Annotated in this window: 14 protein-coding genes, 1 pseudogene and 1 riboswitch; of the genes and pseudogenes, 6 read left to right on the forward strand and 9 right to left on the reverse strand. The window is 70.4% G+C overall.

Features of this window, described 5'->3' with window-relative positions:
• Positions 1-198 precede the first annotated feature (198 nt).
• Positions 199-359, forward strand: a riboswitch (cyclic di-AMP (ydaO/yuaA leader).
• A gap of 7 nt (positions 360-366) precedes the next feature.
• Positions 367-1485, forward strand: a complete 1119-nt coding sequence (locus tag AB0M26_RS11530) for an NlpC/P60 family protein (RefSeq protein WP_365258287.1) — start codon at positions 367-369, stop codon at positions 1483-1485.
• Positions 1486-1600: 115 nt separating this feature from the next.
• On the opposite strand, the gene AB0M26_RS11535 is transcribed toward AB0M26_RS11530, so the two are convergent.
• On the reverse strand, positions 1601-1954 hold the full coding sequence (locus AB0M26_RS11535) for a hypothetical protein (RefSeq protein ID WP_365258290.1): 354 nt from the start codon (positions 1952-1954) through the stop codon (positions 1601-1603).
• Between the two features lie 274 nt (positions 1955-2228).
• On the opposite strand from AB0M26_RS11535, the gene AB0M26_RS11540 reads away from it, so the two are divergent.
• Together AB0M26_RS11540 and AB0M26_RS11545 are read left to right on the forward strand one after the other, a co-directional pair.
• The gene (locus tag AB0M26_RS11540; RefSeq protein WP_365258293.1) at positions 2229-3299 is read left to right on the forward strand and encodes a C40 family peptidase; all 1071 of its coding nucleotides are present in this window, start codon (positions 2229-2231) and stop codon (positions 3297-3299) included.
• A 459-nt stretch (positions 3300-3758) separates the two neighbouring features.
• The gene (locus AB0M26_RS11545; RefSeq protein WP_365258296.1) at positions 3759-4532 is read left to right on the forward strand and encodes an IPT/TIG domain-containing protein; all 774 of its coding nucleotides are present in this window, start codon (positions 3759-3761) and stop codon (positions 4530-4532) included.
• A gap of 89 nt (positions 4533-4621) precedes the next feature.
• Here AB0M26_RS11545 and AB0M26_RS11550 read toward each other — a convergent pair whose 3' ends face one another.
• The 3 genes and pseudogenes from AB0M26_RS11550 to AB0M26_RS11560 all read right to left on the reverse strand — a co-directional run bounded on the left by AB0M26_RS11550 (position 4622) and on the right by AB0M26_RS11560 (position 5688).
• A complete protein-coding gene (locus tag AB0M26_RS11550) occupies positions 4622-4873 on the reverse strand; it encodes a DUF397 domain-containing protein (protein WP_365258299.1) in 252 nt (83 codons plus the stop codon).
• A pseudogene (locus tag AB0M26_RS11555) lies at positions 4870-5385 on the reverse strand (DUF5753 domain-containing protein); the annotation flags it as partial. The pseudogene AB0M26_RS11555 and the gene AB0M26_RS11550, both read right to left, overlap by 4 nt.
• A gap of 30 nt (positions 5386-5415) precedes the next feature.
• Positions 5416-5688, reverse strand: coding sequence for a helix-turn-helix transcriptional regulator (locus AB0M26_RS11560; protein ID WP_365258302.1), 273 nt, complete (start codon positions 5686-5688; stop codon positions 5416-5418).
• Positions 5689-5833: 145 nt separating this feature from the next.
• Between AB0M26_RS11560 and AB0M26_RS11565 the strand changes: the two genes are divergently transcribed.
• A complete protein-coding gene (locus tag AB0M26_RS11565; RefSeq protein ID WP_365258305.1) occupies positions 5834-6265 on the forward strand; it encodes an ATP-binding protein in 432 nt (143 codons plus the stop codon).
• 5 nt (positions 6266-6270) lie between these two features.
• Here AB0M26_RS11565 and AB0M26_RS11570 read toward each other — a convergent pair whose 3' ends face one another.
• The 4 genes from AB0M26_RS11570 to AB0M26_RS11585 all read right to left on the reverse strand — a co-directional run bounded on the left by AB0M26_RS11570 (position 6271) and on the right by AB0M26_RS11585 (position 10933).
• Complete coding sequence (locus AB0M26_RS11570; protein WP_365258308.1) at positions 6271-6993, reverse strand: response regulator transcription factor; 723 nt, start codon at positions 6991-6993, stop codon at positions 6271-6273.
• A complete protein-coding gene (locus AB0M26_RS11575) occupies positions 6993-8282 on the reverse strand; it encodes a PspC domain-containing protein (RefSeq protein ID WP_365258311.1) in 1290 nt (429 codons plus the stop codon). The genes AB0M26_RS11570 and AB0M26_RS11575 overlap by 1 nt, the downstream gene beginning before the upstream one ends.
• Before the next feature lie 138 nt (positions 8283-8420).
• Complete coding sequence (locus AB0M26_RS11580; RefSeq protein WP_365258314.1) at positions 8421-9035, reverse strand: dihydrofolate reductase family protein; 615 nt, start codon at positions 9033-9035, stop codon at positions 8421-8423.
• 143 nt (positions 9036-9178) lie between these two features.
• A complete protein-coding gene (locus AB0M26_RS11585) occupies positions 9179-10933 on the reverse strand; it encodes a serine/threonine-protein kinase (RefSeq protein ID WP_365258623.1) in 1755 nt (584 codons plus the stop codon).
• A 243-nt stretch (positions 10934-11176) separates the two neighbouring features.
• Between AB0M26_RS11585 and AB0M26_RS11590 the strand changes: the two genes are divergently transcribed.
• Both AB0M26_RS11590 and AB0M26_RS11595 read left to right on the forward strand, forming a co-directional pair.
• A complete protein-coding gene (locus AB0M26_RS11590) occupies positions 11177-12541 on the forward strand; it encodes a PspC domain-containing protein (protein ID WP_365258317.1) in 1365 nt (454 codons plus the stop codon).
• On the forward strand, positions 12528-12782 hold the full coding sequence (locus tag AB0M26_RS11595) for a hypothetical protein (RefSeq protein WP_365258320.1): 255 nt from the start codon (positions 12528-12530) through the stop codon (positions 12780-12782). Before AB0M26_RS11590 ends, AB0M26_RS11595 begins: the two co-directional genes overlap by 14 nt.
• A 312-nt stretch (positions 12783-13094) precedes the next feature.
• Here AB0M26_RS11595 and AB0M26_RS11600 read toward each other — a convergent pair whose 3' ends face one another.
• Positions 13095-13634 carry a DoxX family protein gene (locus AB0M26_RS11600; RefSeq protein ID WP_365258323.1) on the reverse strand — a complete coding sequence of 180 codons (540 nt, stop codon included), beginning with the start codon at positions 13632-13634 and terminating at the stop codon, positions 13095-13097.
• Positions 13635-13779: the final 145 nt, after the last annotated feature.

Consider the following 13779-nt stretch of genomic DNA (forward strand, 5'->3'; position numbering starts at 1 on the left):
ACGAGGGCCCGATCCGGTTCCAAACGATCGCGCTCCGGATTGGTCACGAAAAGGTTTCGGGCATATCGAACATCAGCCTTCACAGGTGCCCCAGACGTTGGCTACCGTGCTCGCTCAGGCGGCCCGAAACCCCCGTCGACGACCCGCGTCGGCACGGGCAGCCTCCGCTGAATCCGGCGCTGCCCGGCGGATGTCCGACCGACGTTCCCGCGGTATCCGGAGCCGGGGACCCACACGTCCCACCGGGGTGAATCGGCCCGCGCACGTGCATTTGCAGTCCGTCGGCGCGGAGCCGTAGGGCAGCCTTCCGTCCGCCCGAACCCGACAGCTAACCCGGTAAGCGGTCAACGGAAGGAGACGCGCGCCTTGGCGTCGCACCGCAAACTGCGGACACGTGGCCTTGCGTCACCCGGCTCGGGCCGGGCGGCGGTGGGGCTGACGACCGCGGCTCTCGCAGGGGTCAGCCTGCTGTCACAGAGTGCGCAGGCCGCTCCGGGCGAGCCGAAGCAGAGCATTGAGGAAGTCCAGAAGAAGGTGGACGAGCTCTACCGGCAGGCCGGCAGCGCCACGCAGAAGTACAACCAGGCCCAGGAGCGCACCGACCAGCAGCGCTCCAGAGTCGACCGGCTGCTCGACGACGTCGCCGAGCGCACGGAGAAGCTGAACGAGGCGCGGCGGCTGCTCGGCAGCTTCGCGGCCACCCAGTACCGCAACGGCGGCATGGCCCCCACGGCCACGATGCTGCTCGCGGACGACCCGCAGAGCTACTTCGACCAGGACCACCTGATGTCCCGTATGACCGGGCGGCAGAAGCAGGCGGTCGACGACTTCCAAACCCAGCAGCGGGCCGCGGCGAAGAAGCGGGCCGAGGCCACGGAGAGCCTGGCGGGCCTGGCCGAATCGCAGAAGCAGCTCCGCACCACCAAGGAGTCGGTGCAGCGCAAGCTCGCGGACGCGCGTGAGCTGCTGTCGAAGCTGACGGCCGAGGAGAAGGCCCGGCTGGCGGCGATCGAGCGAAGAAAGAAGGCCGAGGCCCAGCGCAAGGCGGAGGAACTGGCCCGGCAGCAGGCCGAGAAGCGGCGCCAGGAGGAGGCCGAGCAGGGCTCGGATTCGTCCGAGAGCTCCGGCTCCTACGCGGTCAAGGCCGAGAAGGCGGTCGCCTTCGCGCGTGCGCAGATAGGCAAGCCGTACGTGTGGGGGGCGACGGGTCCGAATTCCTTCGACTGCTCGGGACTGACCCAGGGCGCCTGGAAGGCCGCCGGGGTCTCGCTGCCGCGCACCACCTGGGACCAGGTGAAGGTCGGCCAGCGCGTGGCGACCGAGGATCTGCAGCGGGGGGACCTCGTCTTCTTCTACGACGACATCAGCCACGTCGGCATCTACATCGGCGACGGGCAGATGATCCACGCGCCGAAGCCGGGTGCGAACGTCCGCACCGAGGCCATCACGTACATGCCGATCTACGGCAGCGTCCGGCCCGCGTGACAAGCCGCCCGTGCCCTCCGGCCGGTGCTCTCGCCAAGCGGGGCACCCGTCGGAGGGCCGGGACCAATCCGGCGCTGGAGGGCGGCCCGGGGCGGGGAGGGCGCGCGGCTGCGCGTCAGGTCCAGAGAACGGCGATGAAGATGTTGGCCAGGGTGAGCAGGCCGACGGCTCCGAAGGCCCCCTTCTCGACGTTCTCCTCGTCCCGCTTCACATAGACCAGACCGAGGATGACGACCAGGACGGCGAGCTTCACGCCGATCTTGACGTTGTTGACCGCCTGGTCGTCGGCCTGGTTCAGCCCCACCAGCACGACTCCGGTGACGAGCATGGTCAGCGCTCCGTGCAGCATGCCGGAACTGAAGCGCTGGGTCCCCTCGCCCATCGCCTTCATCTGGTACAGGAAGCCGCCGAGCAGGGCCGCGATGCCGATGATGTGCAGGCCGACGAAGACATTGATGGCTATGTCCATGCGCGGAGCCTAGCCGGGTCCATAGCAGCCGCTCCCGCTCGGGTGAGCCCCAATTGCCGCTTCGGTCATGCCCGTAGCGTGAACGGCCATAGGCGGCGGAAATCACCCGGACCGTACGATCACTGCCGTACCGAAACGTTTCAGTCCCGGTCATCCCGGCTCACTGCCGCGACGAGGCGGATTAGCGTCCTCCCCCTAGGTGCCCGTGCGGCGCCCCGGAACGGCCCCTTCCGCAAGGCCACCGGAGAGTCAGGGGAAGGAAGTGACGGCCGCCGTGGCCTCGCACAGGAAGCCCAGGCAGCGATCGTTCATCGGCTCGCTCACGGGCGGCACCGCCGCCCGTACGGCCGCGACGTTCGCGCTCGCGGGCGCGGCGGGCTCAGTCGCCCTCGACGGAGCGGCCCAGGCGGACCCGGCCCCGGCCCAGGTGAAGGAGAAGGTCGACCGGCTCCACCACGAGGCCGAGTTCGCCACCGAGAAGTACAACGGCGCGATGGAGAAGACCCGCGCGGCGCAGCGGTCCCTGGACCGCCTCCGCGACGAGGCGGCCCGCAGGACCGAGAAACTGAGCGCCTCGCGCAACGCCCTCGGCTCGATCGCCACGTCCCAGTACCGCTCCGGGGGCATCGACCCGGCGGTTCAGCTCGCGCTCTCCTCCTCCCCCGACGACTATCTCGACCGCGCTTCCGCAGTCGAGCGGGCCGGGAGCCGCCAGGCCACGGCCGTCGCGGGCATCCAGCGGCAGCTCCGTGCCATCGAGCAGGTACGGCGCGAGGCCTCGGGGAAGCTGGCCGAACTCGAGGACCACCAAGCCGCGTTGCTGGGACACAAGCGCACCGTCCACCGCAAACTCCGTGATGCCGAGCGGCTGCTGGACCGGCTGACCGAGGCGCAGCGGGCCGAGATCCTCGGCCGGGACGGCCACGCCGCGGACGGCCTCGCCACCACGGGCCGCGCAGGCCGCGCCTTCCCCCGCGGCCCGGTCCGTGCGCCCAACGCCCGCGCCGCCCAAGCCGTCGCGTACGCGCAGAGCGCTCTGGGCAAGCCGTACGTCTGGGGCGCCACAGGTCCGAGCGGCTTCGACTGCTCGGGCCTCACACAGGCCGCCTGGCGCGCCGCCGGGGTGGCCCTGCCGCGCACCACCTACACCCAGATCAACGCCGGCCGACGCGTCCCGCGGGCCCAACTCGCCCCCGGCGACCTGGTCTTCTTCTACTCCGGCGTCAGTCATGTCGGGCTCTACATCGGCGGCGACCGCATGATCCACGCCCCCCGCCCCGGGGCTCCGGTGCGGGTGGCACCCATCGACCAGATGCCGTTCGCGGGCGCGACGCGCCCGGCCTAGCACCGCCGTCGGGAGATCACCGCGGGGCGTCGCCCGATCGGTCCGCCCGCGCTACGGGGAGATCGACAACGCGCAATTGACCCGCAATTCAGCCGTTGTTGCCCTCAACTCGCCCGGAAGTAAAAGCAGTTGGCATCAAGAGACACCTGTGAAAAACATTCGGCGGCACGGGCGTGCGCGGGTGGAACAAATTTCCACGGCAGCTCGTCTTCGTATAGTCGCATGTCTTACCGAATGCCTCGTCCTGGTGAATTCACGCCTCCCGTTGACCCGGGGGTCTGCTTAGCGTGAAAGTACGACCCACTCTCGGAGGCGGGGGCAGTCAATGAGCCCTGCTCCCCCGCCAGTTGGAGGCAATTCGCCATGCAGTCCTCGGCACAGAGCCAACTCGCATTTCCCTTCCCCCCGATTCCGGGGTTCCCGTTTCCCCCGCTCCCGCCCTTCCCCGGGCTGCCCAACGTGCCCCTCCTCCTGGGCGTCGTACCTGCCCAGGGAGGGGCAGGGAACGTCGTCTTCCTGTTCGGCTTCGGCCTGAACAGCCCGACCTCGGTCACCTTCGGTGGGGTCCCCGCCACCTCGGTCACCCCGATCATCCCCGGCATCCTGCTCAGCGCGGTGGTGCCCGCGGGCGTGACTCCCGGCACGGTGCCGGTCGTGGTCAACACCGCTAGCGGCCCCAGCAACTCCTTCCCGTTCCTCTACACCGTCTCTCCCCCGACGCCGCCCATCGCGCTGACCATCGTTCCGTCAACCGGACCCACCGCCGGCGGGACCCCGTTCACCATCTTCGGGGCCAACCTGACGGGTGCGACGGTCGACATCGGCGGCAACGCGGCAACCAGCATCGTCGTCAACCCTTCGGGAACGCAGCTGACCGGCGTGACCCCAGCCGGTGCCGCGGGCAACCAGCCCGTCGTGGTCACCGGCCCGGGTGGCAGCGCCACGGTCCCCGGCGGCTTCACCTACACTGCACCGCCGGCTCCGCCCGCCCCCGCCGCCATCACGCCGACCACTCTGGCCGCCTCGGGCGGTACGACCTTCGTCATCACCGGAACCAACCTCAACGGTGCGACGGTCGACATCGGCGGCAACGCGGCCACCGTCCTGTTCATCGACCCCAGCGGAACCACTGTGGTCGGCCTCGCTCCGCCCGGCGCGCTCGGCCCCGCAACCGTTACGGTCACCACTCCGGGTGGCAACGCCACGGTTACCGGGGGCGTCACCTACGCGTGATCGCACCCCGTCAAGTCCAGCGCCCCGGCCGGGACCGGCACCGCAGCGTGCCGTGCCCGCCGGGGCACCGGCATGCGCCGGGGCCGTTCCTACGGGAGCTGCTGCCGCGCCGCGAACGCGACGAACTCCGCCCAGGCGGCGGGCGTGAAGGCCAGCTGCGGGCCGGTCCTGTCCTTGGAGTCCCGGACGTGCACTGTGCCGGGGCAGGCCGCCACCTCGAGGCACGCGCCGCCTTCGGAGTCGCTGTGGCTGGACTTACGCCAGGAGATGGCGACCTCGACGCAAGCGCCACCCTGGTCGTCGCTGTAGCTGGACTTGAACCACTTCAGCTCGTCGCTCATAGCTCCTCCGCCAACTTGCCGATGAACCGGGCTGACTCCTCAGCACTCAGAGCCTGCATGCGGATCATGCCATGCCGTTGTGTGAGCGCACTTACCCTGGCGGGGTCCGAGTGAAGAGCACCCGTTTCTTGGCCCTCGACGTAGGCATAGTGTTCGTGCTCCGCAGTCTCCAGCAGCACGAGAGGCCCACTCAATGCGGGATAGGCGCTGCGTCCTGCTGGAAGGACTTGGATGCACACATTGCGCAACTCCCTGGCTCTCAGCAAATGGCGCAACTGTTGTCCCATCAACTCAGGCCCTCCGACGAGAGTTCGGAGAGCGGCTTCGTAAATGACGAAGCCGAATAGGACAGTCGGCTTCGTCCGCAGCCGCTCCTGGCGCTGCATTCGCGCTGCGACGCGTTCTTCAATCGTCTCGCCGTCGAGGGGTGGGCAGCTGTTTCCGATCAGCGCCCTCGCATACTCCTCCGTTTGGAGCAGGCCGGGGATGAGAAGCGTCTCGTACCAATGAGCGTGATCGCTTCGGACTCGGCAGCCATGAACTCATGCGTGCGGGGCCGGAAACCTCTCCGGCTTCAGATACTCCTGCGCCGCGTTCAACAACCCCTGCGCGCCGCACATTTCATCCGCGACCTGAAGGAGGCGAGGCGTCGGTCGCCGACGGCCCTGTTCCCTCGACTTCACGGCCTCGTACGTGTAACCCGCTTCCTCGCCCAGCTTCTCCCGCGTCACACCAGCCTTCGTGCGCCACAGCTTCAGCTGGTTTCCGCAGTACCGCCACGCCATGGGCGGCTGGGAGGAGTTCCCCGTCGTCATCGCGCTCCACCTCTCCCGGCCTCCCCCGGCCTCCCCCGGCCTCCCCTGGCCTCCCCCGGCCTCCCCCGGTGCACGCGGGGTACACCACGGACCGTACCCGCGTCGTTACTCCCGAGGCTACGCCCTGGCCAGCACCGTTTGAGCCATGGTCGACGGAACTCCCCCACCACCGAAGGACATTGAATGGCGCCTGCCGCGCCACTCGCGCAGCGTGGGCCGCTCGCGGGAACTGCTGCGCGAGCAGGCACGCTCGTGGAAGATCCCGGACGGTGTGGTCGAGACGGCCGTTCCACTGCTGAGCGACCTGATGACCAACGCCCGTACGCACGCCCGCGTTTCACCGGGCCGGGAGCTGCGGGCCCGGTGCATCCTGCGGGACGGCGTACTTCGCGTGGAGGTCTCCGACGCGAGCGGCGAGCTGCCGAAGCCCCGCATCGCGTCGCCCGAGGACGAGGGCGGACGCGGCTTGGCGCTCGTCGCCGCGCTAGCGGACGAGTGGGGCGCGCACCCGCGCGCATGCGGCATCGGGAAGATCGTGTGGTTCGCGCTGAAGCTCCCGGCCGGGCCGGTGGGGTGAAGGAGTCAGACGAGCCGGCGGGCCGTGGCCCAACGCGTCAGTTCATGGCGGTTGCTGAGCTGGAGCTTGCGCAGAACTGCCGAGACATGGGACTCGACCGTCTTCACGGAGATGAAGAGCTGCTTGGCGATCTCCTTGTACGCGTACCCGCGCGCGATCAGGCGCAGGACCTCGCGCTCGCGCTGGGTGAGGCGGTCCAGGTCCTCGTCGACCGGCGGGGCGTCCGTCGAGGCGAAGGCGTCGAGGACGAAGCCCGCGAGGCGCGGCGAGAAGACAGCGTCGCCGTCAGCGACTCGGAAGATCGCGTCCACCAGGTCCGTGCCGGTGATGGTTTTGGTGACGTAGCCGCGCGCCCCGCCGCGGATGACGCCGATGACGTCCTCGGCGGCGTCGGAGACCGAGAGCGCGAGGAAGCGCACCGGCTGCTCCGGGTCGCCCATCAGCGTCGCGCTGCGACGCAGGACCTCCACGCCTCCGCCGCCCGGCAGATGGACGTCCAGGAGCACGACTTCCGGCCGGGTCGCGGTGATGACGGTGACGGCCTGATCGACGTCAGCGGCCTCCCCGACGACCTCCACGCCCGTCTCGTCCGTGCGGCCGATCTCGGCCTGGACTCCCGTCCGGAACATCCGGTGGTCGTCGACCAGCACGACCCGTACGCGGCGGCCGGTCGCGTCCGCGGCGGCCTCGGCCTCGCTCCGGTTCCGGCTCTCTGCCTCTTCCGTCATCACGAAGCCCTCTCCATCTCCAGCTCCACTACCGTGCCCCCCTCCGGCGCCGAACGCAGCCTCGCGGTCCCGCCGTTGCGCTGCATTCTGCCGATGATCGATTCGCGGACGCCCATCCGGTCCTCCGGGACGGCGTCCAGGTCGAAGCCGGGGCCGCGGTCCCGTACGGACACGAAGACCGTACGCCCCTCGACCTCGGCGTAGACCTGTACGGGCCCGCCCTCGCCACCGTACTTCGCGGCGTTGACCGTCGCCTCGCGCGCCGCTTGGAGCTGGGCGGTCAGCCTCTCGTCGAGCGGGCAGTCACCGACGCAGACGACCTCGACCGGTACGCCGTGGTGGTCCTCGACCTCGGCGGCCGTCCGCCGCACGGCCTCCGCCAGGGTCTCCGGCTCGGCGGCCTCGTCCTTGCCCGTGCCCTGCGGTTTGTAGAGCCAGGCGCGCAGCTCGCGCTCCTGGGCGCGGGCCAGCCGCGCGACCTCCTTCGGGTCCTCGGCGTTGCGCTGGATGAGGGTGAGCGTGTGCAGGACGGAGTCGTGGACGTGGGCGGCGACCTCGGCACGCTCCTGGGCGCGGATGCGCATCAGCCGCTCCTCGGAGAGGTCCTGCGTCATCCGTACCAGGTAGGGGCCCGCCAGGAGGATGACGCCGACCAGGACGGCGAGCGCGGCGGTGAGCACGGTGCCGAGCTGGTGGGCCGAGCCGCGGAGCACGATGAAGCCGGTGACGCCGAGGCAGACCAGAGCAACCCCGGCGGCGCTGCGGGCGACGGCCTGGACGCGCTTGCTTCGGCCGACGGCCACCCAGCGCTCGCGGCGGGCGTTGTCGGCCTGGCGCCAGACGAGCGCGACACCGGCACCTATCAGCAGGACCGGCCAGATATAGGCGTTGGCCGCGCGGCCGAGCTGGATGCTGTCGATGAAGATCGCCATGCCCGCGATCAGGGCCAGCAGGGCGAAGAGCTGGCCCTTGTCCGGCTTCCGGACGAAGATCCGGCGGCGGCCGTCCGGGCCCGCGGGCTCGGCGGGCGGGGCCTGGACGCCCCCGACGCCCAGCGGTACGGCGAACCAGAACCCCGCGTACAGCAGGGCGCCGAGGCCGTCGAGCAGCAGCAGCGCCAGGAAGACGATGCGTACCCACGAGACCGGCAGCCCGAGGTGGCCCGCGAGACCGCGCGCCACGCCGCCCAGCATCCGGCCGTCCGCGCTGCGGTAGAGCTTGCGCGGAGCCGGTTCCTCGGGGTCGGGCGCCGGGACGAAGGGGCCTCCGGCGCGGGCGGCGGCGGTCATGCCCCGATCGTCACACGGGCGCACCGGGGCGGGCATCAGGGTCGACCCTGATCGTTCCCCCAGGCCGAGGCCCGCATCCGAGAACGAATGCGGGCCTCAGGACACGAAGACCTCGCCTCGTGACTACGAGCGGCACTCTCAGTCCATGAACGAGCCGTACGTCGGCCGGCCCGCCGATTCGTAGATCTGGACCACCACGCCCGTGCTCGTCGTCCTCGCCTCCTTGAGCTTCATGGCCGTGGGGAGCGCGCCGTCGGCGAAGAGGCGCTGCCCCTTGCCGAGGACGACGGGGAAGATCCAGAGCCGGTACTCGTCGATGAGGTCGTGCTCCATCAGCGACCGGGCCAGCGCACCGCTGCCGTGGATCTGCAGCTCACGGCCGGACTCCTTTTTCAGCGCGGCGACCCGCCCCGGGATGTCGTTGGCGATCACCGTCGAGTTCTCCCAGTCCGCCTTCTCCAGGGTCGTGGAGGCCACGTACTTGGGAAGGGCGTTGAGCTGGGTCGCGACGATGTTGTCGGGGTCCGTCTGGTTCGGCCAGTAGGAGGCGAAGATCTCGTACGTCCTGCGGCCGAGGAGGAAGCCGTCGGCCTCGCGGAACCAGGCGTCGACGTAACGCCCCATGTCCTCGTCGTAGAACGGGACGAGCCAGCCGCCCTGGTCGAAGCCGCCGCTGGTGTCCTCCTCGGGCCCGCCGGGGGCCTGCATGACCCCGTCCAGGGACAGAAAGGTGGTCAGCGTGATACGGGTCATTTCGTCCTGCCTCTCGTCGAGTGAACCGGTCCCCCTCCCACCGGTTCAGACTCGGCGACGGCATCGGACTCATCGGTCTCCGACACGTGAGTGCGTCCGTACGGCGGCCCGCCGGCGAGGGCGCGGTGCCGTACGGCCACCGGTCACTCGTGGATCTTCAGACTGTTGCGCACGTCGTCGAAGATCTTCTTGTTCTCTTCCCAGTTCTCGTCGGGTGCGGACAGGTAGACCGCGTACTCCTTGCCACCGGGTTCGCCGAAGCCCAGGTCCAGCGCGCGAAACCTCCGCAACGTCCTCTTCCCCGTGAAGTTGAACTCCCAGATGGCGGCGGGCATGTCCCGGAACGTCGTGGACTGCATGCGCAGTTGTTTGTAGTCGAGGAAATTGCCGTCCGCCAGTGACTTGGCCTCGTCGTCCTTCCAGTGCTGGAGAGGTTTGGTGGTCGCGAAGTCGAGGACGTTGATGCGGAGACTGACCGTTCTGCTGGGGTCGACGTACGCGATGGGGCTGTCGTCCACATCGGTCTCGTCCCAGCCGTCCGGGACGGGCACGGAGACACCCTCCTTCTCGTGCTTGACGAGACGGTAGCCGTCGGGCAGGGGCGAGGGCTTGGGCGTCGGCTTCGACGGTGACTCCGACTTCGACTGCGACTCGTCGGTGGGCGCGGAGGGCCCCTGGTCCGCCGACGCGTCGGGGCCGAAGCCCGTCTTGGGCCACAGGACGTAGCCGCCCACCGCACCGGCCAGGACGACGGCGACGGCCGTCCAGAGAACGACGCGGCTCTTCCTGCGGCGGGGAGCAGGCGACGGGGCGGGCATAGGCGTGGGCACGGAGGGGGTGTCTCCGGAGTACCCGCCGTACGGGGCGGCGCCCTGCGTGCCCTCTGCGGGTCCGAAGACGCCTGCCCGGCCGTGCGCCCCGACAGCGCCCTGTCCCGTGCCGGGGCCGCCGGTCGCAGGACCGTAGCCGCCCGTGCCGGGGCCGCCGGTGCCGGTGACGTATCCGCCCGTGCCGTGGCTGTTCGTACCGAATCCCTGGCCGGTGTCGTCGCTGCGCCCGGCAGCGGTCCCCGGACCGCCGAGCCGGCCCATGGTGGTCGTGGCGTCCTGATCCGGGAACTGTCCCCGGTCTACATACGCCGTCTCCGCCTCCGCCGCATGGTCGCGCAGACGCAACTCGACGGTCTCCGCCGAGGGCCGCGCCTCGGGGTCCTTGGACAGCAGATGCTCGATGAGCGGAGTCAGACTGCCTGCCCTGAGCGGCGGTTCCAGCGGGTCGACGGCGATGGAGTACGCCGTCTCGATCGCGGTGTCCTTGCGGAACGGCGGCCGCCCTTCCAGGGCTTGGTAGAGCGTCGCGCCCAGCGCCCACAGGTCGGACGCGGGGCCCGGCGTTCCGCCCCGGACGCGTTCGGGGGCGACATAGTCCACCGAGCCGACCAGTTCGCCGGTCCGGGTCAGCGTGGACGTGCCGGAGGCGACGGCGATGCCGAAGTCGGTGAGCACCACGCGCCCGTCCTCGCCCAGCAGTACATTGCCGGGCTTGACGTCGCGGTGGAGGACGCCCGCGGCGTGCGCGGCGCGCAGTGCCGCGATCATGCCCCGCCCGATCCGGGCCGCCTCGTCCGGGGTCACGGGGCCGTCCTGCTTGAGCAGGTCGCCGAGCGTCCGGGACGGCACGTGCTCCATGACGATGCAGGGCAGCCCGCCGTCGTTCACGACGTCATGGACGACGACCACGTTCTGGTGCGTGATACGGGCCGCGCTGCGCGCCTCGCGGCGGGTCCGCTCGTACAGCGTCTCGCGTTCGTCGTCCGCCAGATGCGGCGGTACGTGCAGTTTCTTCAGGGCCACATGACGGCCCAGTAGTTCGTCCTCCGCCCGCCAGACCGTGCCCATGCCCCCGCGGCCGATCCGTTCGAGCAGACGGTATCGGCTTGCGACGAGCCGCCCCTCGTCCCTCCCCGTGTCGTCAGACACCTCTTCGCTCCCCTTGCTCCCCCGCCTGCCATGGACCCGACAGTGCCATGGACTCGCCACGATAACCGCGTTCACCTGCCGCGTCCCCACCGGGGACATCTCAGGGTCGTACCAGGGTCGGGCCCGATGTCCTCAGGGTCACAACGCCGTCACCATGGAGTCATGACCGATCACCACACCTCCACAGGCCGAACGGGCAGCGGCAACGGCAACGGGGTGCCGCCGCTGCGCCGCAGCCGCGGCACCAAGGTGATCGGTGGGGTGTGCGGCGGGCTCGGCCGGACCTACGACGTCGATCCGGTCATCTTCCGTGTCGCGCTGGCCGTGACGGCGCTCGCGAGCGGCGTCGGGTTCATCGCGTACGCCGTCGCCTGGCTGCTCATCCCCCGCGAGGGCGAGGACGAGAACGAGGGCCGACGGCTGCTCTACGGGCGCGTGGAGGGCGAGGCGCTGGCCGCCGTGCTCTGTGCGGTCGCGGGCTGCGGTCTGCTGCTGGCGACGCTCGGCCACCCGACGCGCCTGTTCTTCTCTGTGGTGGTGCTGGGCATTCTCGCGGGGTGCACCCACTGGTTGCGGCGGCGCCAGAAACCGGGCACGACGGACACGGCGGCGGGTGTGGATTCGGGCAGCCGGACGGCCACAGCGGGCACGGGCGGCACCGGTAAGGCAACTACGGCAACGGCCGTCACCGGCCAGAGGGGTGCGCCCCCGGAGACCCAGGCCCCGCCCGCGCCGGGCGGGCCCTCGTGGTGGCGCGACCCGATCACCAAGGACGGTACGGCCGGCACCACGGGTACCGGCTATCTGTGGGGTCCGGACGACGGCCTGGCGTGGGACGCCAAGGAGCCGACGGCAGCGCCCGCCTGGGGAGCCGGATACCGCCCCGCCCGGCGCCACGGGCCGTGGATCGGCGGATGGGTCTTCCTGCTCGCGGTGGCGGCATGCGCCACGGGGCTCGCGGCCACCTGGGACGCCGAACCGCTGGGCACCAGCCTGCAGACCGGACTCGCCTGCGCTCTGGCCGTCTTCGGACTTGGCCTGGTGGTGAGCGCGTTCTACGGGCGGGCGGGCGGCGGGACGATCGTGCTGGCGGTACTGACCGCCGGTCTGCTCGCAGCCGCGGCGGCCCTGCCCAAGAGCGTCACGGCGGACTGGGCGCGCACGGAGTGGAGGCCTGCCACCGTCTCCGACGTACGACCGGAGTACGAACTGGGCACGGGCGTCGGGACGTTGGACCTGTCGAAGGTGGTACTCGACCCGCATCGGACCGTCTCGACGCGGGCCAGCGTGGGCGCGGGCCAGCTCAAGATCATCGTGCCGGAGGACGCCAGAGTGGAACTGGACGTCGAGATCGGTCTGGGCGATCTGCGGCTCCCCGGCGACCGGAGGGAGGACGTCGACGTCACCCCGGGCATCGACGAGCACAGGACGGTCCCGCCCGCGGAGGGGCAGAAGGCGCGCGGCACACTCGATCTCGACCTGAAGACGGGCGTGGGGCAGGTGGTGGTGAGCCGTGGGACGCCATGAGTTCGAACCGGGCAAGCTGGTTGCGGGCCTGGCTCTGCTGGCCGCGGGTCTGGTCTACGCGCTGGACGCGGCGGGTGCCTGGTCCGTCCCGGCCTGGGCGCTGATCCCCGTGGTGGTCGGCGGACTGTCACTCGCGGGCGCCACGGGTGCCGTACGGTCGGCCCTCCGGCGCGGAGCGGAGCGGAGCGGGCGCTGGGACCGGGGCGGGACGGAGGAGCACGGGGGCGGGGCCGCGGAGTGAGACCGACGCCATGAGACCGACCACTGTGACGACGACGCCATGAGACCGGCGCTCTGAGCCCGACCCCTTGTGAGACCGGACGTTGAGCCCGACCCCTTGTGAGACCGGCGCTTTGAGCCCGACCCCTTGTGAGACCGGACGTTGAGCCCGACCCCTTGTGAGACCGGCGCTTTGAGCCCGACCCCCCGTGAGACCGGACGTTGAGCCCGACCCCCCGTGAGACCGGACATTGAGCCCGGCGCATGGAGCCCGGAGGGGGCGGAGCGCCGCGGCGCGCCCGGCGAACCCTCAGCGCCAATGGCCCCCAGGGCTCTAGCCGTAGAGCTGACTGCCGTAGCGCGTACGGCGCGAGGACAGCCTGGAATCGAGGGAGAACATCGGCGCCCCGGCGAAGATCAGCGGGATCCACGCCATCATGTAGATGAGGTCGTTGCCGTAGTAGTACGGGTGGGTCTGCCAGCTCACCGTGAGCCACAGGCTCATGGAGATCAGCGCTCCGCCGAAGGCCGCCAGACGGGCGAGGAGCCCGAAGAGCGTGCCGACACCGACCGCGAGCTCACCGATGGCGATCGCGTAGCCGAAGTTCGTCGGGCTCTTCAGCGCCAGGTCGACCATGGCGGGGATCGCCGCCCCGTCGCGTACGGATCGCAAGAGGTCACCGATCGAACCGTTGCCGCTGCTGGCGAAGAAGGCCGAGTCGGTCAGCTTGTCCACACCTGCATAGATGAAGGTGACGCCCAGAAAGATGCGCAAGGGGAGCAGGGCGTAGCGGGAAGCGGAGTCCCGCCACGTCGGGGCGGGCTCGCCCAGCCCACCGGTACGAGTCCGGTCAACGCGTGCTCCATGAGCCATGCCGTCCGCCCTTCATCGTCGGCCCCCGCGGCTTTCGATTCTCCGGCACACGGGTGGTGTCGGCGAGAGGTACGCAGGAGATTCGATGAGGGTTCAACCAGCGGTCATCAGCGGCAACCGGTCCCAGTCCTGATCAACCGGACTC

Source organism: Streptomyces sp. NPDC051776, assembly GCF_040681345.1.
Lineage (GTDB): Bacteria > Actinomycetota > Actinomycetes > Streptomycetales > Streptomycetaceae > Streptomyces.

Excerpts from the sequence above, each read along its gene's own strand:
- AB0M26_RS11535 (WP_365258290.1), bottom strand. The coding sequence starts at position 1,954 with ATGGACATAGCCATCAATGTCTTCGTCGGCCTGCACATCATCGGCATC.
- AB0M26_RS11550 (WP_365258299.1), bottom strand. The coding sequence starts at position 4,873 with ATGAGCGACGAGCTGAAGTGGTTCAAGTCCAGCTACAGCGACGACCAG.
- AB0M26_RS11560 (WP_365258302.1), bottom strand. The coding sequence starts at position 5,688 with ATGACGACGGGGAACTCCTCCCAGCCGCCCATGGCGTGGCGGTACTGC.
- AB0M26_RS11565 (WP_365258305.1), top strand. The coding sequence starts at position 5,834 with ATGGTCGACGGAACTCCCCCACCACCGAAGGACATTGAATGGCGCCTG.
- AB0M26_RS11570 (WP_365258308.1), bottom strand. The coding sequence starts at position 6,993 with ATGACGGAAGAGGCAGAGAGCCGGAACCGGAGCGAGGCCGAGGCCGCC.
- AB0M26_RS11575 (WP_365258311.1), bottom strand. The coding sequence starts at position 8,282 with ATGACCGCCGCCGCCCGCGCCGGAGGCCCCTTCGTCCCGGCGCCCGAC.
- AB0M26_RS11580 (WP_365258314.1), bottom strand. The coding sequence starts at position 9,035 with ATGACCCGTATCACGCTGACCACCTTTCTGTCCCTGGACGGGGTCATG.
- AB0M26_RS11585 (WP_365258623.1), bottom strand. The coding sequence starts at position 10,933 with ATGGGCACGGTCTGGCGGGCGGAGGACGAACTACTGGGCCGTCATGTG.
- AB0M26_RS11590 (WP_365258317.1), top strand. The coding sequence starts at position 11,177 with ATGACCGATCACCACACCTCCACAGGCCGAACGGGCAGCGGCAACGGC.
- AB0M26_RS11600 (WP_365258323.1), bottom strand. The coding sequence starts at position 13,634 with ATGGCTCATGGAGCACGCGTTGACCGGACTCGTACCGGTGGGCTGGGC.